The sequence below is a fragment of the Wenjunlia vitaminophila DSM 41686 genome (assembly GCF_000380165.1).
Lineage (GTDB): Bacteria > Actinomycetota > Actinomycetes > Streptomycetales > Streptomycetaceae > Wenjunlia > Wenjunlia vitaminophila.
Genome location: NZ_KB904654.1, coordinates 35411 through 50190, shown reverse-complemented (window position 1 = coordinate 50190; position 14780 = coordinate 35411). Strand labels below are relative to the sequence as shown.

The following is a 14780-nucleotide window of genomic DNA, read 5'->3' as shown; positions in this document are numbered from 1 at the left end:
GCGCCACCCCGGCCGGGAGCCGGTCCCCGTGACCGTGGAGCCTCACCGCCGCCGTTCCGTGGGCACCCGGGTGTACCGGCCGCGTCGTCTTCACGCCATGATGCCCACGCGCCGGTTGGCCAGCGGCCGGGGCGCGGCATGTTCGACACGGGGGAGGCGTTGCCATGCGGGACCAGCTCCTGGGGGACCGTTACCGGTTGCTGCGACAGCTCGGTGAGGGCGGGATGGGGCAGGTGTGGGAGGCGCGGGACGAGACACTGGACCGGCCCGTCGCCGTCAAGGTGATCTCCCTGCTCACCGGAGGCGGAAGCCGAGGCGGCGAGGCACGCGCCCGGTTCCTGCGGGAGGCCCGGATCACCGCCCGGCTGCAGCACCCCAACATCGTGACCATCCACGACCTCGGCGAGACCGGCACCGCGGAGAACCGGGTCCCGTTCCTGGTGATGGAGCTGGTCCGGGGCGAGGGCCTGGACGTGGTGCTGCGCCGGGGCCCCGTGGACCTGAAGGACGCGGCCCGGTGGGGCGCGCAGATCGGTGACGCCCTCGCCGAGGCGCACGCCGCCGGGGTCCTGCACCGGGACATCAAGCCGTCGAACGTCCTCGTCACGCCCTCCGGCAGGGTGAAGGTCGTCGACTTCGGCGTCGCCAGGGCCGCCGACCCCTACGCGACCGCGGACCGGCTCACCCAGACCGGTTTCATCGTGGGCACGCCCCCGTACATGGCGCCCGAGCAGGCCCGGGGCTACCCGGAGCCGCGCAGCGACCTGTACGCGCTGGGCTGTGTGCTGTTCGAGCTGATCACCGGCCGACTGCCGTTCCGGGCCCCGGACACCGTCGGCTACCTCACCGCCCACCTCACCCAGGAGCCCCCCGCCGCCAGCGCGGTGCGCGCGGGCATCCCACCCACCTGGGACGACCTCGTCAGCACCCTGCTCAGCAAGGACCCCACGCACCGGCACCCCGACGCCGCCGACCTCGCCCAGGCACTGCGCCGCCTCGACCACGTACCGGGCCCCGGCACCCCGGCGGACGCCCCGACCCGGCCGCACACGCCGCCCGCGGTCCCCGTCCCCGGGCCGGGCCCCGTCCTCCCGCGGCCGGTCCCGGCACCGACGTTCGCCCCGTACCGCCCCGCGCCCTCGGACGGGAGCCCGTCCGGCGGCACCGCGACCGCCTCCGGGACGCTGGCCCTGTTGTGCCTCCCGGGACTGCTGTACATGGTCGGCAGGACCATCCAGTACTTCCAGGACCCCACCGCGCCCACCAGGTTGATCGCGATGAACATGGTGCTGGGCATCGTGGAGGCGGCCGCGCTCGCCACCGGCGCGCTGCTGCTGTTCCGGCGCCGGCCAGCCGGCCGCCGGGTGATCGTCGCGGCCGGCGCGCCAGCGGCCCTGCACGGCCTGAGTGTCAGCGTGCAGTACCAGGTCGCGGGAGGGCCGCCGTCCGTCGCCGTACTCGCCTACGTCATCGGCCCGCTGCTGGCCGTCTCGGCCGTCGCCGCGGTGGTCACGGCGGCGCTGCCGGCGACGAAGCGCTGGTGCCTCCGGCTGGGCTAGGCTGCACGAACCCCGCAAAGTTCATAGATCGGACGCCGGGTGGGCCAGTTCCTGGCCGGCGGCGGACGCGGCGATGAGTTCTGCCGGCCCGGAGAGTCTCATCACCGTTGTCCCAGAACACTGGAGGAACACATGGCTCAGCTTTTGAGAGTCCAGAATTTCACCGTCTCAAGTGACGGCATCGGTGCTGGTGAGGACCAGAGCTTTGAGAGACCGTTCGGCCATGTCGATCCCCAGAGGCTGTTCGCCTGGGCCGGCGCCACGGCGAGCTGGCCCATGCGCACCGACCCAGGGGGGAGCCGGGGCCTCGACGACTACCTGACGCGGGACTTCGCCCGCAACATCGGCGCCGAGATCATGGGCCGCAACAAGTTCGGGCCCCAGCGCGGGCCCTGGCAGGACCACGAGTGGCGCGGCTGGTGGGGGGATGAGCCCCCGTTCCACACTCCGGTATTCGTCATGACCCACCACAAGCGTCCTTCGTTCACGCTCTCCGACACCACGTTCCACTTCGTCGACGGCGACCCGGCCACGGTCCTCGGACAGGCGCGGGAGGCGGCGCAGGGCAAGGACGTCCGACTCGGCGGCGGGGTCACCACCATCCGGCAGTTCCTCGACGCCGACCTCGTCGACACCATGCATGTGGCGGTCTCGCCCGTGAAGCTCGGGTCCGGGCTGCGGCTCTGGGACTCCCCCGACGAGCTGCTCGACCGGTTCCACCTGGAGGTCGTGCCCAGCCCCAGCGGTATGACGCACCACCTGTTCTGGCGGAAGTGAGCCGGCCTCGGAGCTGGCCGCGGCCGTCCGCCTCCCGGGGCCGCTCCGCGGCGGGCCGTCGAGTCGCGCCCCGAGGGGTCGGCCGGCCCTGGCGGGCGTGCGGCGATTGACCACTCCCCGGGACGGTGCCAGAGTTCCCGGCAATGACTCCCGATCCCGGTCGACTCGTCCAGACCCGCGCGTGTCTGCGCGGACTTGCCGTGGGCGACGCCCTCGGCTCACAGTTCTTCGTTCCCGAGAACCGCCAGGCGCTGTCGGACCGTTCGTTGCCGCCGGGCCCCTGGCAGTGGACCGACGACACCGAGATGGCCTGCTCGGTCGTGGCGGTCCTGGCCGGCCACGGTGCCGTGGACCAGGACGCGTTGGCGCGGGCGTTTGCCGACCGACACGACTTCGACCGGGGCTACGGGCCCGCGGTCAACCGCATGCTCCGGCTGGTGCGGGAGGGCGGTGACTGGCGGGAGTTGGCCGCGGGGCTGTTCGACGGGCAGGGTTCCTGGGGGAACGGGGCGGCGATGCGCGTCGCGCCCCTGGGTGCGTGGTTCGCCGGGCAGCCGGAGACGGCGGCCCAGCAGGCGGAACGATCGGCCACGGTCACCCACACGCATGACGAGGCGGTGGCCGGGGCCGTGGCGGTCGCGGTCGCCGCCGCGCTGGTGGCCGGAGCCCCGGGACTACCGGACCCCCTCGTCGTGCTCAGCGAGGTGCTGGAGCTGGTGCCGCGCGGCGCGGTGCACGAAGGCACGCGCCGGGCCCGGGACATGCTCGACCACGACGACCCGCGGGAGGTGGCCGCCGTCCTCGGATGCGGTCGGCACACCAGCGCCCAGGACACCGTCCCGTTCACGCTGTGGGCGGCGGCCCGCCACCTCGGAGACTTCGAAGGCGCCTTCTGGGCCACCGCGGAGGCGGGCGGCGACGTCGACACCACCTGCGCCATCGTCGGCGGAATCGTCGCCGCGGGAACGGGCGGGGAGCCCCCGGCGGACTGGACCGGGCTGACCGAGTCGCTGCCCGACTGGGTTCCTGCTCCGTCCGGCTGACCGGGCGGCGGCGCGGGTTCCACGGCACCGCCACGCACGCCGCAGTGTCCGGCTGCCCAACCCGCACGAGGTGACCCCGCAGCGGCGCTAGGCTGGCCCGCATGCCGCCTTCCTCCGTGCCACCACCCACCCACGGCGTCGAACGGTCCCTGCGCCGGGCCGGGGCGACGGTGGTGGCCGGGGTGGACGAGGTCGGCCGCGGGGCATGGGCCGGACCGGTCACGGTGGGCGCGGCGGTGACCGGGCTGCGCCGACCCCCGCAGGGCCTGACCGACTCCAAGCTGCTCACCCCGCCGCGGAGGCAGGAAATGGCCGCGGAGTTGGAAGGCTGGGTGAGTTCCTTCTCCCTCGGGCACGCCTGGCCCGAGGAGATCGACGAACTGGGCATGACCGCGGCCCTGCGGCTCGCCGCGGTCCGTGCCCTGGAGTCGCTGCCGGTGCGTCCCGACGCGGTGATCCTGGACGGCAAGCACGACTACCTGGGCCTGCCGTGGCGGGTCCGCACGGTGATCAAGGGCGACCAGTCGTGTGTCGCGGTGGCCGCGGCCTCGGTGTTGGCCAAGGTGCGGCGTGACGCGCTGATGGCCGAACTGGCACCCCAGTACGCGGCGTTCGCCTTCCAGGACAACGTGGGCTACCCCTCTCCCGTACACCGGGCGGCGCTCGTCGAGCACGGTCCGACGCCCCACCACCGGGTCTCGTGGGCGTACATGGACGCCCTGCCCCGTTGGCGGCACCTGAAGAAGACGCGTCTCCCCGCGGGTGGGCCCGGCACGTTCCCGGAGCAGGGGCTGATGGAGGCCTCGGCAGGCGCGGAGCAAGGAGCAGAACAGCTACAGATCACTTGGTGACTGGATGCGCTCGGTCCTGACCGACCCTCGGATGGGCTCAGATCGGCTTCGATTCGGACTCAGACGGAGGCCCGACGCTGCGCAGTCCTTCACCATTTGATAGACAACGGGTTATGCCTCTCATCCCCGAGGAGCCGCAGATCCGCGAGAATGTCCCGGGGCCCCGCGTTCCACCGGCCGGAAGTGGCCGAACCGCGCAGGCCCCTCGCCCTGTACCGGCCCCTGGTCCTCGACCCGCCGTCCCCCGGCCCACCCCCCAGCGTGGTACGAACCGCACCACTCACCCCGGCCCCGGCCGCCCCGGGCCTTCGCGTTCCCCCGCGCCGCAGGCTCGCTCCACGCGGGAAACCGCGGGCATCGAACTGGTTCCGGCCACCACCCCGACCGCTCTCGATGTGGCCGACGAGATGGTGGACACGTTGCTTGATGGCGGGCGGGCGCCGGGCGACATCCTGGTGCTCGTCACCGGGGACCCCCATCCCTGGCAGAGCCACGAGCTCTCCTTCGGTGAGGACTCGTACTGGCGACAGCAGGACGAGGGCGAGGACGTGTTCTACGCCCACGCCTCCGCCGAGCGGGCCGCGAACCGCGGCGTCGTGGTGCTCGCCGTCAACGGCGGCACGGACGAGGAGGCCGCGCAGGCCCTGCCCGCTGCCCTCGCCCGGGCCAAGAGCCAACTGATCGTCGTGGGCGATCCCGAGCGGCTGCGCACCCTGTTGTGACCCTGGCCGCGACCCTGGTGCCCGCCAGCGCCGGGGAGCGGCCCCGTCGAACGTGCCGTTGAGCGACGGCGTCCCGTCAGGGCCCGTCGTTCACCGTCCCCCTTCGGCGCCGTGGGCCACCGCCCGGATCACCGAGCAGCGGTGCGACGCGCGGCGCCCATGGCCCCGGTCACCGGACGCAGGGCCGCACCGTCCGCGGCCCGCGGAGCCCAGGAGCCGGCGTGCGGGTTGCGGCCGGAACGTCCGTCGCCCAGCACGTGCCAGCCCTGCGCGGTCAGCGTCACATACGCACCGCAACGCAGCCCGTGCAACACGCACGCGTCCCGCAGCCCCCACATCCAGGCCCCGTCCGCCTCGGTCCACCCCCCTTCGCCCTCGCGGCACACCAACAGCACGCCGCTGCGCACCGGTATGCGGCGGCGAAGGTCGTGCGGGACGATCCGGCGCAGGTGCCACAGCAGGGCGTTGCGGTGTTCCCACCCGTCGTTGGCGCCCTGGCGCGGGCTGAACGACGCGCTGGCCACGGTGTGCTGGTCGGGATCGAGGACACCGACCACCACCATGCCGACGCTCGGCAGGTGACGGGAGTGCAGGTCGGTCACGACCTGGCGGGGGTCGCGCAGCAGGGCGACGCCGATCGAGGACCAGTCCTCCGGTTCCAGACGCCGGCCGGCGCTGGCGGAAGCTCCCGCGGGAGCGGGTGAGAAGCCGGTGGTCACGGAGCCTCCCTTGCAGCACGCGCCCCGACGAACAGGCGCGCGGATGCGCAGCCGAGCCAGGAAGGGCTCGTTCGAGCCGGGCCGGGGATACCTCGTTCATTCTCCCCGTACCGCGAGGCCGTCGGCAACGAGCGGGTGACCTTGATCGCCGTCGCCGCTCCCCGGCCGTGCCACGGTTCCCCAGCGCTGCCCCCCAGCGCTGCCCCCTGGTGCTGTGCCCTCGGCGCTGTCCGGTGCCCGGGTCGCCGTGTGGACCGCCCCCGCGCCAGACGGGTCGGTTCGTCCCGGGCAGTCCGCTGCTCCTCCGCCTGACGATCAGCCCTGGACGGCCAGGACCAGGGGCAGGACCGCCGTCGCCCCGGCTCGCCTGAGCAGCCTCGAAACCACCGCCAAGGTCCACCCCGTGTCGGCGAGGTCGTCCACCAGCAGCACCGGGCCCGGCGCCGCGGCCAACGCCGCGGCCAGGCCGGGCGGTATGACGAACGCGTCAACGAGTGCCCGCAACCGCTGCGCGCTGTTGCTCCGGGGCCCGGGGTCACGGCGGTGCGGGGCGTACTCCACCCGACCCAGAACCGGCAGCCGGCCCACAGCGGAAATCCGCCCGGCCAGGCTCTCCACGAGTTGGGGCCGTCGGCCCGACGCTACGGTCACCACCCCCGTCGGCCGGCCGGGACCCTGGCCGTCACCGTTCGCCCAGCCTCCGGGCCCCTGCGCCCAGTCCGCGAGCACCCGGACCACCGCGTCGGCGACCGGTTCGGTGACGGGCCCGTCCGGTGCCCCCGGGGTGAGTACCGGGCGGAGCCGACTGCCCCATCCGATGTCGGACAAGCGACCCAGCGCGCGGCCCACCGAGGCCTGCTCCTCGACGGGGATGCGGCCCCTGAGGTCGATGCCCGCCGCTGGCAGTCCCGTCGGCCACATCCTGCGGGGCTCCACCTCCACCCCGGGCCGCCCCAGTGCGCTGCGGGCCGCCTCCAGCGTGGCGGCCAGGACCTGGGGGCCGCGACGCTCCCCGGTGCAGTTGTCGCAGCGACCGCAGGGCGCCGCGCCGTCGTCGTCCAACTGCCTGCGCAGGAACTCCATCCGACAGCCGGCGTCGGCGACGTAGTCGCGCATCGCCTGCTGCTCCGCTTCACGTGCGCGAGCCACCCTGGCGTACCGCTCGGCGTCGTAGGACCAGGGTTGGCCCGTCGCCGTCCAGCCGCCGCGTACCCGACGGACCGCCCCGTCCACGTCCAGGACCTTGAGCATGGTCTCCAGGCGGGACCTCCGTAGGTCGACGCGGGCCTCGAGTGCCGGTGTGGACAGCGGGGCGTCGGAGCCGGAGAGCGCGTCGAGGGTGGTCCGGACCTGCTCCTCGGCGGGGAAGGCCAGCGACGCGAAGTACCGCCAGATCGCCTCGTCCTCCCGGCCCGGCAACAGCAGGACCTCGGCGCGGTCCACGCCTCTTCCGGCACGGCCCACCTGCTGGTAGTAGGCGATGGGGGACTGGGGTGAGCCCAGGTGCACCACGAAGCCCAGGTCCGGCTTGTCGAATCCCATGCCGAGAGCGGAGGTGGCCACCAGGGCCTTCACCCGGTTGGCGAGGAGGTCGGCCTCCGCGGAGCGCCGCTCGGCGTCCTCGGTGCGGCCGGAGTACGAGGCCACCACGTGTCCCCGCTGCCGCAGGAACGCGGTGACCTCCTCGGCGGCGGCGACGGTGAGGGTGTAGATGATGCCCGCGCCCGGCAGATCGTTGAGGTGGTCCGCCAACCAGGCCAGGCGGTGCGCGGGGTCCGGCAGGGCCAGCACACCCAGTGCCAGGCTCTCCCGGTCGAGTGGGCCGCGCACCACCAGGGCGCCGGCGTCCCCGGTCGGCGCGAGACCGGTGCCGAGTTGGTCGGCGATGTCCGCGGTCACCCTGGCGTTCGCGGTCGCGGTCGTGGCCAGCACGGGGATACCTGGCGCCAGGTCGTCCAGCATGGTGCGGAGCCTGCGGTAGTCGGGCCGGAAGTCGTGGCCCCAGTCCGAGACGCAGTGCGCCTCGTCCACCACGAGCAGGCCGGTGGAGGCAGTGAGCGCCGGCAGCACCTGCTCCCGGAAGTCGACGGCGTTCAGGCGTTCCGGGCTCACCAGGAGGACATCGACTTCCCCGTCCTTGATCTCGGCCTGGATCTGCTCCCACTCCTCGGGATTGGCCGAGTTGATCGTCCGGGCGCGGATGCCGGCCCGGACGGCGGCGTCGATCTGGTTCCGCATGAGGGCCAGCAGCGGGGAGACGATGACCGTGGGACCGGCCCCGCACGCCCGGAGCAGTGCCGTGGCCACGAAGTACACCGCGGACTTGCCCCAGCCGGTCCGCTGGACCACCAGGGCCCGACGGCGGTCGATCACCAGGGCCTCGATGGCCCGCCACTGGTCGTCCCGCAGCCGAGCCGCCCCGTCGGGTGCGGAGACGAGGTCACGGAGCACGGCGTCGGCCCGCTCGCGGACGGCCGCCCGGTCGGTGAGACGGAGAGTGTCGCTCATGCCGTCCATGTAACCCCGTCGAGCCGACAGGTCGTCGGGGCGGGACCCCGACAGCGGCACTGACTGTGGATAAAAGATAGGAATTCACCCTTGTGGGTGACGCGTATTCCTGGTCGGCCCGAGTTATCCACAGGCTGGATGCTGGTTTCCCCGCGCCGCGCCGAGATGCGTCATCGTCGGGCCATGACTTCGCACACCACCGTTCCGCAGATTCCCACCGTTCCCCACGTCACCCTGAGCGACTCGGCGGACCTGGCGGACGCCCTGCCCTACCTGATGGGCTTCCGCCCGGACGACAGCGTGGTGCTGATGGCCCTGCACCGCCCGCACGGGCGCTTCGGCGCACGGCTGCACGTGGGCATCCCACAGGACCCCGCCCAGTGGCGACCCACCGCCGAACTGCTCGCCCACCACCTGGTGCACGGCAGTGAGCGCCGCGCCGGCAGGCCCGACGGCATCGTGGTCTATCTCTGCCGGGACCCGGCTCCCGGCTCGGAAGCGCGGGCGGTCATGGAGGAGCTCCGTCCCCTGGCCCAAGCCCTACGACTGGCCTGCGGCGCGCTGGAGGTTCCGGTCTGGGAGGCGCTGTGCGTCAGCGACGGGCGGTGGTGGTCCTACGTCTGCGCCGACGACGACCGCTGCTCCGGCGCGGGCACACCGGTCAGGCAGCCGGGGACGTCCGTGATGGCAGCGGCGGCCGCGTACGCCGGGATTCGGGTCCGGGGCACACTCAGCGAGATGGAGTCCCGTTTCCTCCCGGTCCCTGGCGGTGCGGCGGAGGGCCAGGCACGCGCCCTGCACGAGGCGTCGCGCCACGTGGTGCCCCGGTTGGTGGACCAGGCCTGCGCGGCGGAGGTGCGGGAGGAGACCGCGGTGCTGCTGGCCTCCGCGCTGGAGCGGTTCCGGCAGACCCCGTCCGGCGGCGGTTCCGAGGACGAGCGGGACCGCAGGGACGACGCGATCCTCGACGACCACGAGGCCGCGACCATCATCCTGGGCCTCCAGGACAGGACCGCCCGTGACCGCGCCGCGGAGTGGATGGAGCTGCCCGACGCCGAGCCGGCCCTGCGGTTGTGGCGGGCGCTGGCCCGGCGGTGCGTGGCGCCCTATCTGGAGCACGCCGCCGCACCAGTGACGTTGGCCGGGTGGGTGGCCTGGTCCCTGGGGGACCCGGCCGAGGCGAAGGTGGCCTTCCGCCGGGCCCTGACCCTCGATCCCGAGTACACCTTCGCCCGCCTGCTCCACGAGGCGTGCAACGGTGGCCTCGATCCCGAGCCGCTGCGCCGGTGCCTGCGCGAGGAGCGCGATGGACGGGGTTGAGCCCGGTGGGCGACGACGCGCGGAGCGCCAGCCCCGTCCCGGGGCGCCCTGGTGGGTGTGCGCCCCCGTCCGGTGGGCGCGGACCGCCCGTCGGCGTGCCGCCTGCTCCGGACACCGCACCCGAGGAGCGCCGGCACGGCCGGGGCGAACCCCCGACGGGCAGCGGGCCGGGTTCCTTGCCGGTTCACGCTGCTGCCGTCTGCGCCGACGGGCCGGCGCTGGTGTTCGTCGCCGACCGCGGGCGGTTCCCTGGGCAGCGGTTCGGCTGCTCCTGGCTGGACGGCCACGCCGCCTTGGCGTCGCCCCGGCCGGGGGCCACGGCGGTCAACCGTGGGCGAACGCCCGTGTGGCCCCCGCCCCTGGAGGGGTGGACCGCAGGGCGTCGCGCCGATGGTGTCCCAGGGCGGCTCCCGAGCGAAGGGCCGGCGGTGAAGGGGCCGGGGTCGCGCCGTCCAGCGCCCCCGCCGGCTCGCTCGCCGACGGGTCGCGCAGGCCGGGCCCAGAGCGCGCGGCGAGGGTGAACACGTCCCTCCGGGAGCTGTTTTCGGCCCTTTGCGGCCCGAGCGTGGAGCACGTGCGCGATCTCCTGTTTATCGTCAGGCAGACGACTATGATCACGCCATGTCGCCCTACGACCCGTCGGCTTTCCCGCCGTTCGCTGTCACCGTGGACCTGGTGGTTCTCACCGTGCGTGAGCACGTGTTGTCCGCGCTCGTGGTCCGCCGTGGCGAGCCGCCGTTCCAGGGGCGGTGGGCGCTGCCCGGTGGTTTCGTCCGGGCGGACGAGGACCTTGCCGCGGCAGCCGCACGGGAACTGGCCGAGGAGACCGGGCTGCGTGCCCAGTCGCCCGGGTCGAGCGGGGGGCCCGGCGCCCACCTCGAGCAGTTGGCCACCTTCGGTGACCCCCAGCGCGATCCCAGGATGCGCGTGGTCAGCGTGGCGCACCTGGTGCTCGCCCCGGACCTGCCGGCGCCCCGGGCCGGCGGCGACGCGCGGAGCGCCCGCTGGGCCCAGGTCGGCGAACTCCTCGGCAGTGGGGACGGCAGTGCCCTCGCCTTCGACCACGCCCAGATCCTCGCCGAAGGGGTGGAGCGGGCCCGAGCGAAGATCGAGTACTCCTCCCTGGCCACCGCCTTCTGTCCTCCCTCGTTCACCGTCGGAGAGCTCCGCCGGGTCTACGAAGCGGTTTGGGGTGTCGCGCTCGACCCGCGCAACTTCCACCGCAAGGTGACGGGCACCCCCGGCTTCCTCGTGCCCACTGGCGGGACGACCACCCGTCAGGGCGGTCGCCCCGCCCAGTTGTTCCGCGCCGGAGGAGCGACCGTGCTGAATCCGCCGATGCTGCGTCCTGAGGTCTGAGCCCGGGCGGGACACGCAGGCGTTACGGAAGACCTGTCCGATAGGTCCGATATGTCGGTTATTGTGCACTGGGATGGCAAGCGCGGCCCTCCGGCTCCAGGGAGCACGATGATCCAGGTGATCGGTCTGACCAGCCTGTGCCGTCGTAACGGCGAACCCGCCGTCAGCGACCTCACCTTCGAGGCGCGACCCGGCGGCATCACCGGTCTGCTCGGCAGGCCGGGGTCCGGCAAGACCAGCGCCCTGCGGCTCATGCTGGGCCTGCAACGGGGGCGCGGCGTGGCACTGTTCGGCGGCCGTGCCCTGCACCGGCTGCACCACCCGGCCCGTGAGGTGGGTGTGCTGCTCGGCAACGTGCCGGGCAGTCCGGGCCGGACCGCCGTCGGGTACCTGCGCATGCTCGCGGCCGCCGCGGGAGTTCCCCCGACCCGCGCCGAAGAGGCGCTCGAGTTGGTCGGTCTGACCGGGGTCGCCAGGCAGCGTCTGGCCTCCTTCTCGGTGGGGATGGACCGCCGCCTGGGACTGGCAGCGGCCCTCCTCGGCGACCCGTACTGCCTGGTCCTGGACGAGCCGGCCGCGGGTCTTTCCCGGCGCGAGGCCGTCTGGATGCGCTCACTGCTGCGGGCCTTCGCTGACCAGGGCGGCACGGTCGTGGTGACGGGCGATGACGCCGGGGAGATGTCGACGCTCGCCGATCACGTGGTCCGGATCGACCGGGGGCGGTTGGTCGCTGACCAACCGGTCGGCGAGTTCACCGGGACCGGGCTGCAGCCCCGAGTGGTGGTGCGCAGCCCGCGGGCCGAGCACCTGGCGCGTCTGCTCGCCGCGCAGGGACTGGAGACGGTCCGGGAGGGCGGCTCCTGTGTGATCGTGCTCGGCGCTGAACGGGCGCGGGTCGGCGAGATCGCGTTCCGCCACGGGATCATGCTGCACCAACTCACGGACGAGGCCGTCGAGGCGGGTCCGCCGCCCGCCTCCTCGGTCGCCCCGATCACCTCGCTGGCCGGCCCCCGCCCTGCCGTCACCGCCGCGGCCAGCGGCACGGAGGCTCCCTCGGGCGCCACAGTGCTGCTCACCACGGGCCAGGCGGCTGCCCCAGCGGCGGTGGGGCCCCTGACGGAGATCCCGCCAGCGGGCCACGGCAGGGCGCTGATCGCGGCCAGGGCCGGGCTCCGGACCATCAGTTCCGCGGCGCCCCTGACCTCTCCGCCCGCCATCCGTGGGGCCCTCATCCTGCCCTCCGCCGTGGGGAAGGACGGCCTTCGGCCCTGGCCGGGGACACCTGGCGGCGTGGTGCCCTTCCGGGAGGTGTCGTTCGGGGCCTCCGCCGCTCCGCAGGGCGTGGCCGGTCGTCGCCCGGCCCCACGCTCCGCCAGCGCCGGTGCGCCCACGACGCCGTTCACCGGCATCATCACCTCCACCTCCGCCACGCGCACCGTGCCGACCGCACAGCCCACCCCCGCCAGCGCGGTGGCGACCGCCCTCCCCGGCCCGCCCGCCGGCGGCGGTGCCGGCGCCGGCACCCCGCCCCGACCACCCGCCTGTGCCGGTGCCCGCGACCCCGGCGGTCGGCCCACCGAGCCCGCCAGCGTGCCCGCACCCGCCACCGAGACGGTGCCGTCCGAGGCCCGCTCCTTCCTGCCGTTCCCGGGCGGCACATGGCTGCTGCGCTACGAGTGGCACCGACTCACCGGCGTCCGTTCCACCTGGCTCACCCTCGCCGTCGCGCTGTGCGCGGGCCTGCTGGTCACCCTCCTGCTCGGCCGCGGCACCTACGCCGCCAGCCGGCACGAGGACCTGCAACGGCTGTTGACCTCGTGGCTGCCCGGCTTGCCGCTCCCGCCTGCCGCGCTGGGTGCCGGGCTGCTCGGTGCCCTCTCCTTCGGCCAGGAGTTCCGCTACCCCGCGCTGGCCCCCGCCCAGGTCTCGGTCGAACGACGCCTGCGGCTGCTCCTGGCCAAGCTGGTGGCCACCGCGGTGTGCGCGCTGCTGCTCGCCGCGGCCACCCTGTCGGTGAACGCGCTGGGGGTCCGGTACACCGTGGACCCGGAGGGCGGGGCGGTGCCCCGTCCGGTGCTGCCCCTGCTCACCTGGTGGGCGGTCCTGGTGGTGGGCTCGGCATGGGTGGGGCTGCTGGCCGCGGCGCTGTTCCGTTCCTCCGTGGTCGGGGCCCTGTGGGTGCTGGCCGTTCCGGTACTGGTGGAGCCGATGGTCGGCTGGCTCGCCGACCAACCGCTGCTGGGGCCGACGCTGGGCCTGTTCCGGCAGGCGGTCGGGGCGCTCGCCACCGGTGGGGGCGGCCCGCTGGTCGGGGCCGGCGAGGCAGCCCGCGTCCTCGCGGCGGGGCCAGCGGCCTGTACCTACGGGCTCACCCTGCTGGTGCTGTTGTTGATCCACATCGCCCTGACGGTGCGTCGACGAACAGGGTGGCGATTCCCGGGATAGACTGATTCTTGCTGATAAAGCGTCAATATCCTGGTGGTGGGCGATCACCCTTTCGTGTGCTTTTCTGCAAAGCGCTCAAGGGTGTGAGGGACATCGCCGACAAAGGATGCGTGAATACCCTTGCGCACACCACGATGACCACGGCTCGCCCGGCCGATCCCAGCCTGCCGGGCTCGGGCGAGCTCGACCGCTTCTCCCTCGTCGACGCTCCCCCGGGGGAGCGCCCCGGGCCCGCAGCCTGGGACGGCCCGGACTCCGAGATGGGCCGGGTCGGCCGCCGGGCCAGCGGCAGCCGGGGGCGGGGCCTGCACGGCCAGCTCGTCCAGCAGCTCGGACAGATGATCGTCTCCGGAGACCTCGGCGCCGACCGCCCCCTGGTCCCGGAAGAGATCGGGCAGCGCTTCGAGGTCTCCCGCACCGTGGTGCGCGAGTCGCTGCGCGTGCTGGAGGCGAAGGGCCTGGTCAGCGCGCGCCCCAACGTCGGTACCCGGGTACGTCCGGTCAGCGACTGGAATCTGCTGGACCCGGACATCATCGAGTGGCGGGCCTTCGGTCCGCAGCGGGATGACCAGCGCCGCGAACTGTTCGAGCTGCGTTGGTCGATCGAGCCACTGGCCGCTCGGCTGGCCGCCGGCCACGGCAGGGACGACGTCCAGCAGCGCCTCATCGACATGGTGGAGATCATGGGGCATGCCGTGGGTCAGGGCGACGGCGTCACCTTCGCCCGTGCCGATGTCGAGTTCCACACGCTGGTCCTCCAGATCGCCGGGAACCGCATGCTGGAGCACCTCGCGGGAATCGTCTCCGCCGCACTCCAGGTCTCCGGCGGCCCGGCAACCGGATGTGAGCGTCCGTCGGAGTCCTCCGTGGGTCTGCATGCGCGGCTGGTCGACGCGTTGGGCTCCGGTGACGGCGCTGCGGCCGAGGGGGCGATGCGTTCCCTGCTCACCGTCCACCCAGATGTTGATCACGTGGTGCCCGCCCCCCGCGAGCACTGAACAACCGGCCACGCCGCCGCCGTACCGCCATGAGTGCCGCGACCACCGCCGGTGCCGCGGGCACCGGCTCGACGACCGCTCTGAGAACGCCGCCGCCAGGTCCTTCGGGACCGGCGGCGGCGTTCTCGGCTGACCGGGCTCTCATCATCGTTCTTTCTGTCGGACTTTGATAGCTTTCGCCCCTTGTGGGGTGTGACCGGAGCCACGTAGGGGAGGCGTAACACTTGGTGGGGGAGCGCGATGACGTAAGAGGTGGTGGCCGCTTCAGGAATACAGGTGAATGTCACAATGCTGTGTTGCTACGCGGCTCCACGCATGCCGAGGGCGCTCCATCGCGCCGGAGGCAAGTCCAAGACCGACCCGTCCCGGGCGCGACGACATGTGGTGTCAACGGGGGGAAGCTCGCCGAGAACCTTCACGTACCGGAGTGACCGGCCGTGGGTGGCTCTCGCCGAGTGCGAGTGAGGTCGGATGTCGTT

Annotated in this window: 11 protein-coding genes; 9 read left to right on the top strand and 2 right to left on the bottom strand. The window is 73.5% G+C overall.

Annotation, left to right across the window (positions count from 1 at the left end; translation table 11 throughout):
• Positions 1 to 164 precede the first annotated feature (164 nt).
• The 5 genes from A3IG_RS28810 (at position 165) to A3IG_RS35820 (ending at position 4952) form a co-directional block, all read left to right on the top strand.
• Complete coding sequence (locus tag A3IG_RS28810; RefSeq protein ID WP_051087409.1) at positions 165 to 1559, top strand: serine/threonine-protein kinase; 1395 nt, start codon at positions 165 to 167, stop codon at positions 1557 to 1559.
• Between the two features lie 132 nt (positions 1560 to 1691).
• A complete protein-coding gene (locus A3IG_RS0106955; RefSeq protein ID WP_018382826.1) occupies positions 1692 to 2336 on the top strand; it encodes a dihydrofolate reductase family protein in 645 nt (214 codons plus the stop codon).
• A gap of 143 nt (positions 2337 to 2479) precedes the next feature.
• A complete protein-coding gene (locus tag A3IG_RS0106950; protein ID WP_026219978.1) occupies positions 2480 to 3379 on the top strand; it encodes an ADP-ribosylglycohydrolase family protein in 900 nt (299 codons plus the stop codon).
• Positions 3380 to 3480: 101 nt separating this feature from the next.
• On the top strand, positions 3481 to 4230 hold the full coding sequence (locus A3IG_RS0106945; RefSeq protein WP_018382824.1) for a ribonuclease HII: 750 nt from the start codon (positions 3481 to 3483) through the stop codon (positions 4228 to 4230).
• Positions 4231 to 4625: 395 nt separating this feature from the next.
• The gene (locus A3IG_RS35820) at positions 4626 to 4952 is read left to right on the top strand and encodes a hypothetical protein (RefSeq protein ID WP_018382823.1); all 327 of its coding nucleotides are present in this window, start codon (positions 4626 to 4628) and stop codon (positions 4950 to 4952) included.
• A gap of 128 nt (positions 4953 to 5080) precedes the next feature.
• Here A3IG_RS35820 and A3IG_RS0106935 read toward each other — a convergent pair whose 3' ends face one another.
• Positions 5081 to 5671, bottom strand: a complete 591-nt coding sequence (locus tag A3IG_RS0106935; protein WP_018382822.1) for a hypothetical protein — start codon at positions 5669 to 5671, stop codon at positions 5081 to 5083.
• Between the two features lie 315 nt (positions 5672 to 5986).
• Positions 5987 to 8179, bottom strand: coding sequence for a RecQ family ATP-dependent DNA helicase (locus A3IG_RS0106930; protein WP_018382821.1), 2193 nt, complete (start codon positions 8177 to 8179; stop codon positions 5987 to 5989).
• Positions 8180 to 8362: 183 nt separating this feature from the next.
• Between A3IG_RS0106930 and A3IG_RS28805 the strand changes: the two genes are divergently transcribed.
• The 4 genes from A3IG_RS28805 (at position 8363) to A3IG_RS0106910 (ending at position 14301) form a co-directional block, all read left to right on the top strand.
• A complete protein-coding gene (locus A3IG_RS28805; RefSeq protein ID WP_018382820.1) occupies positions 8363 to 9499 on the top strand; it encodes a DUF4192 domain-containing protein in 1137 nt (378 codons plus the stop codon).
• Positions 9500 to 10120: 621 nt separating this feature from the next.
• On the top strand, positions 10121 to 10858 hold the full coding sequence (locus A3IG_RS0106920; protein WP_018382819.1) for an NUDIX hydrolase: 738 nt from the start codon (positions 10121 to 10123) through the stop codon (positions 10856 to 10858).
• A gap of 108 nt (positions 10859 to 10966) precedes the next feature.
• On the top strand, positions 10967 to 13303 hold the full coding sequence (locus tag A3IG_RS28800; protein ID WP_018382818.1) for an ATP-binding cassette domain-containing protein: 2337 nt from the start codon (positions 10967 to 10969) through the stop codon (positions 13301 to 13303).
• Between the two features lie 56 nt (positions 13304 to 13359).
• The gene (locus tag A3IG_RS0106910) at positions 13360 to 14301 is read left to right on the top strand and encodes a FadR/GntR family transcriptional regulator (protein WP_040910973.1); all 942 of its coding nucleotides are present in this window, start codon (positions 13360 to 13362) and stop codon (positions 14299 to 14301) included.
• Positions 14302 to 14780 lie beyond the last annotated feature (479 nt).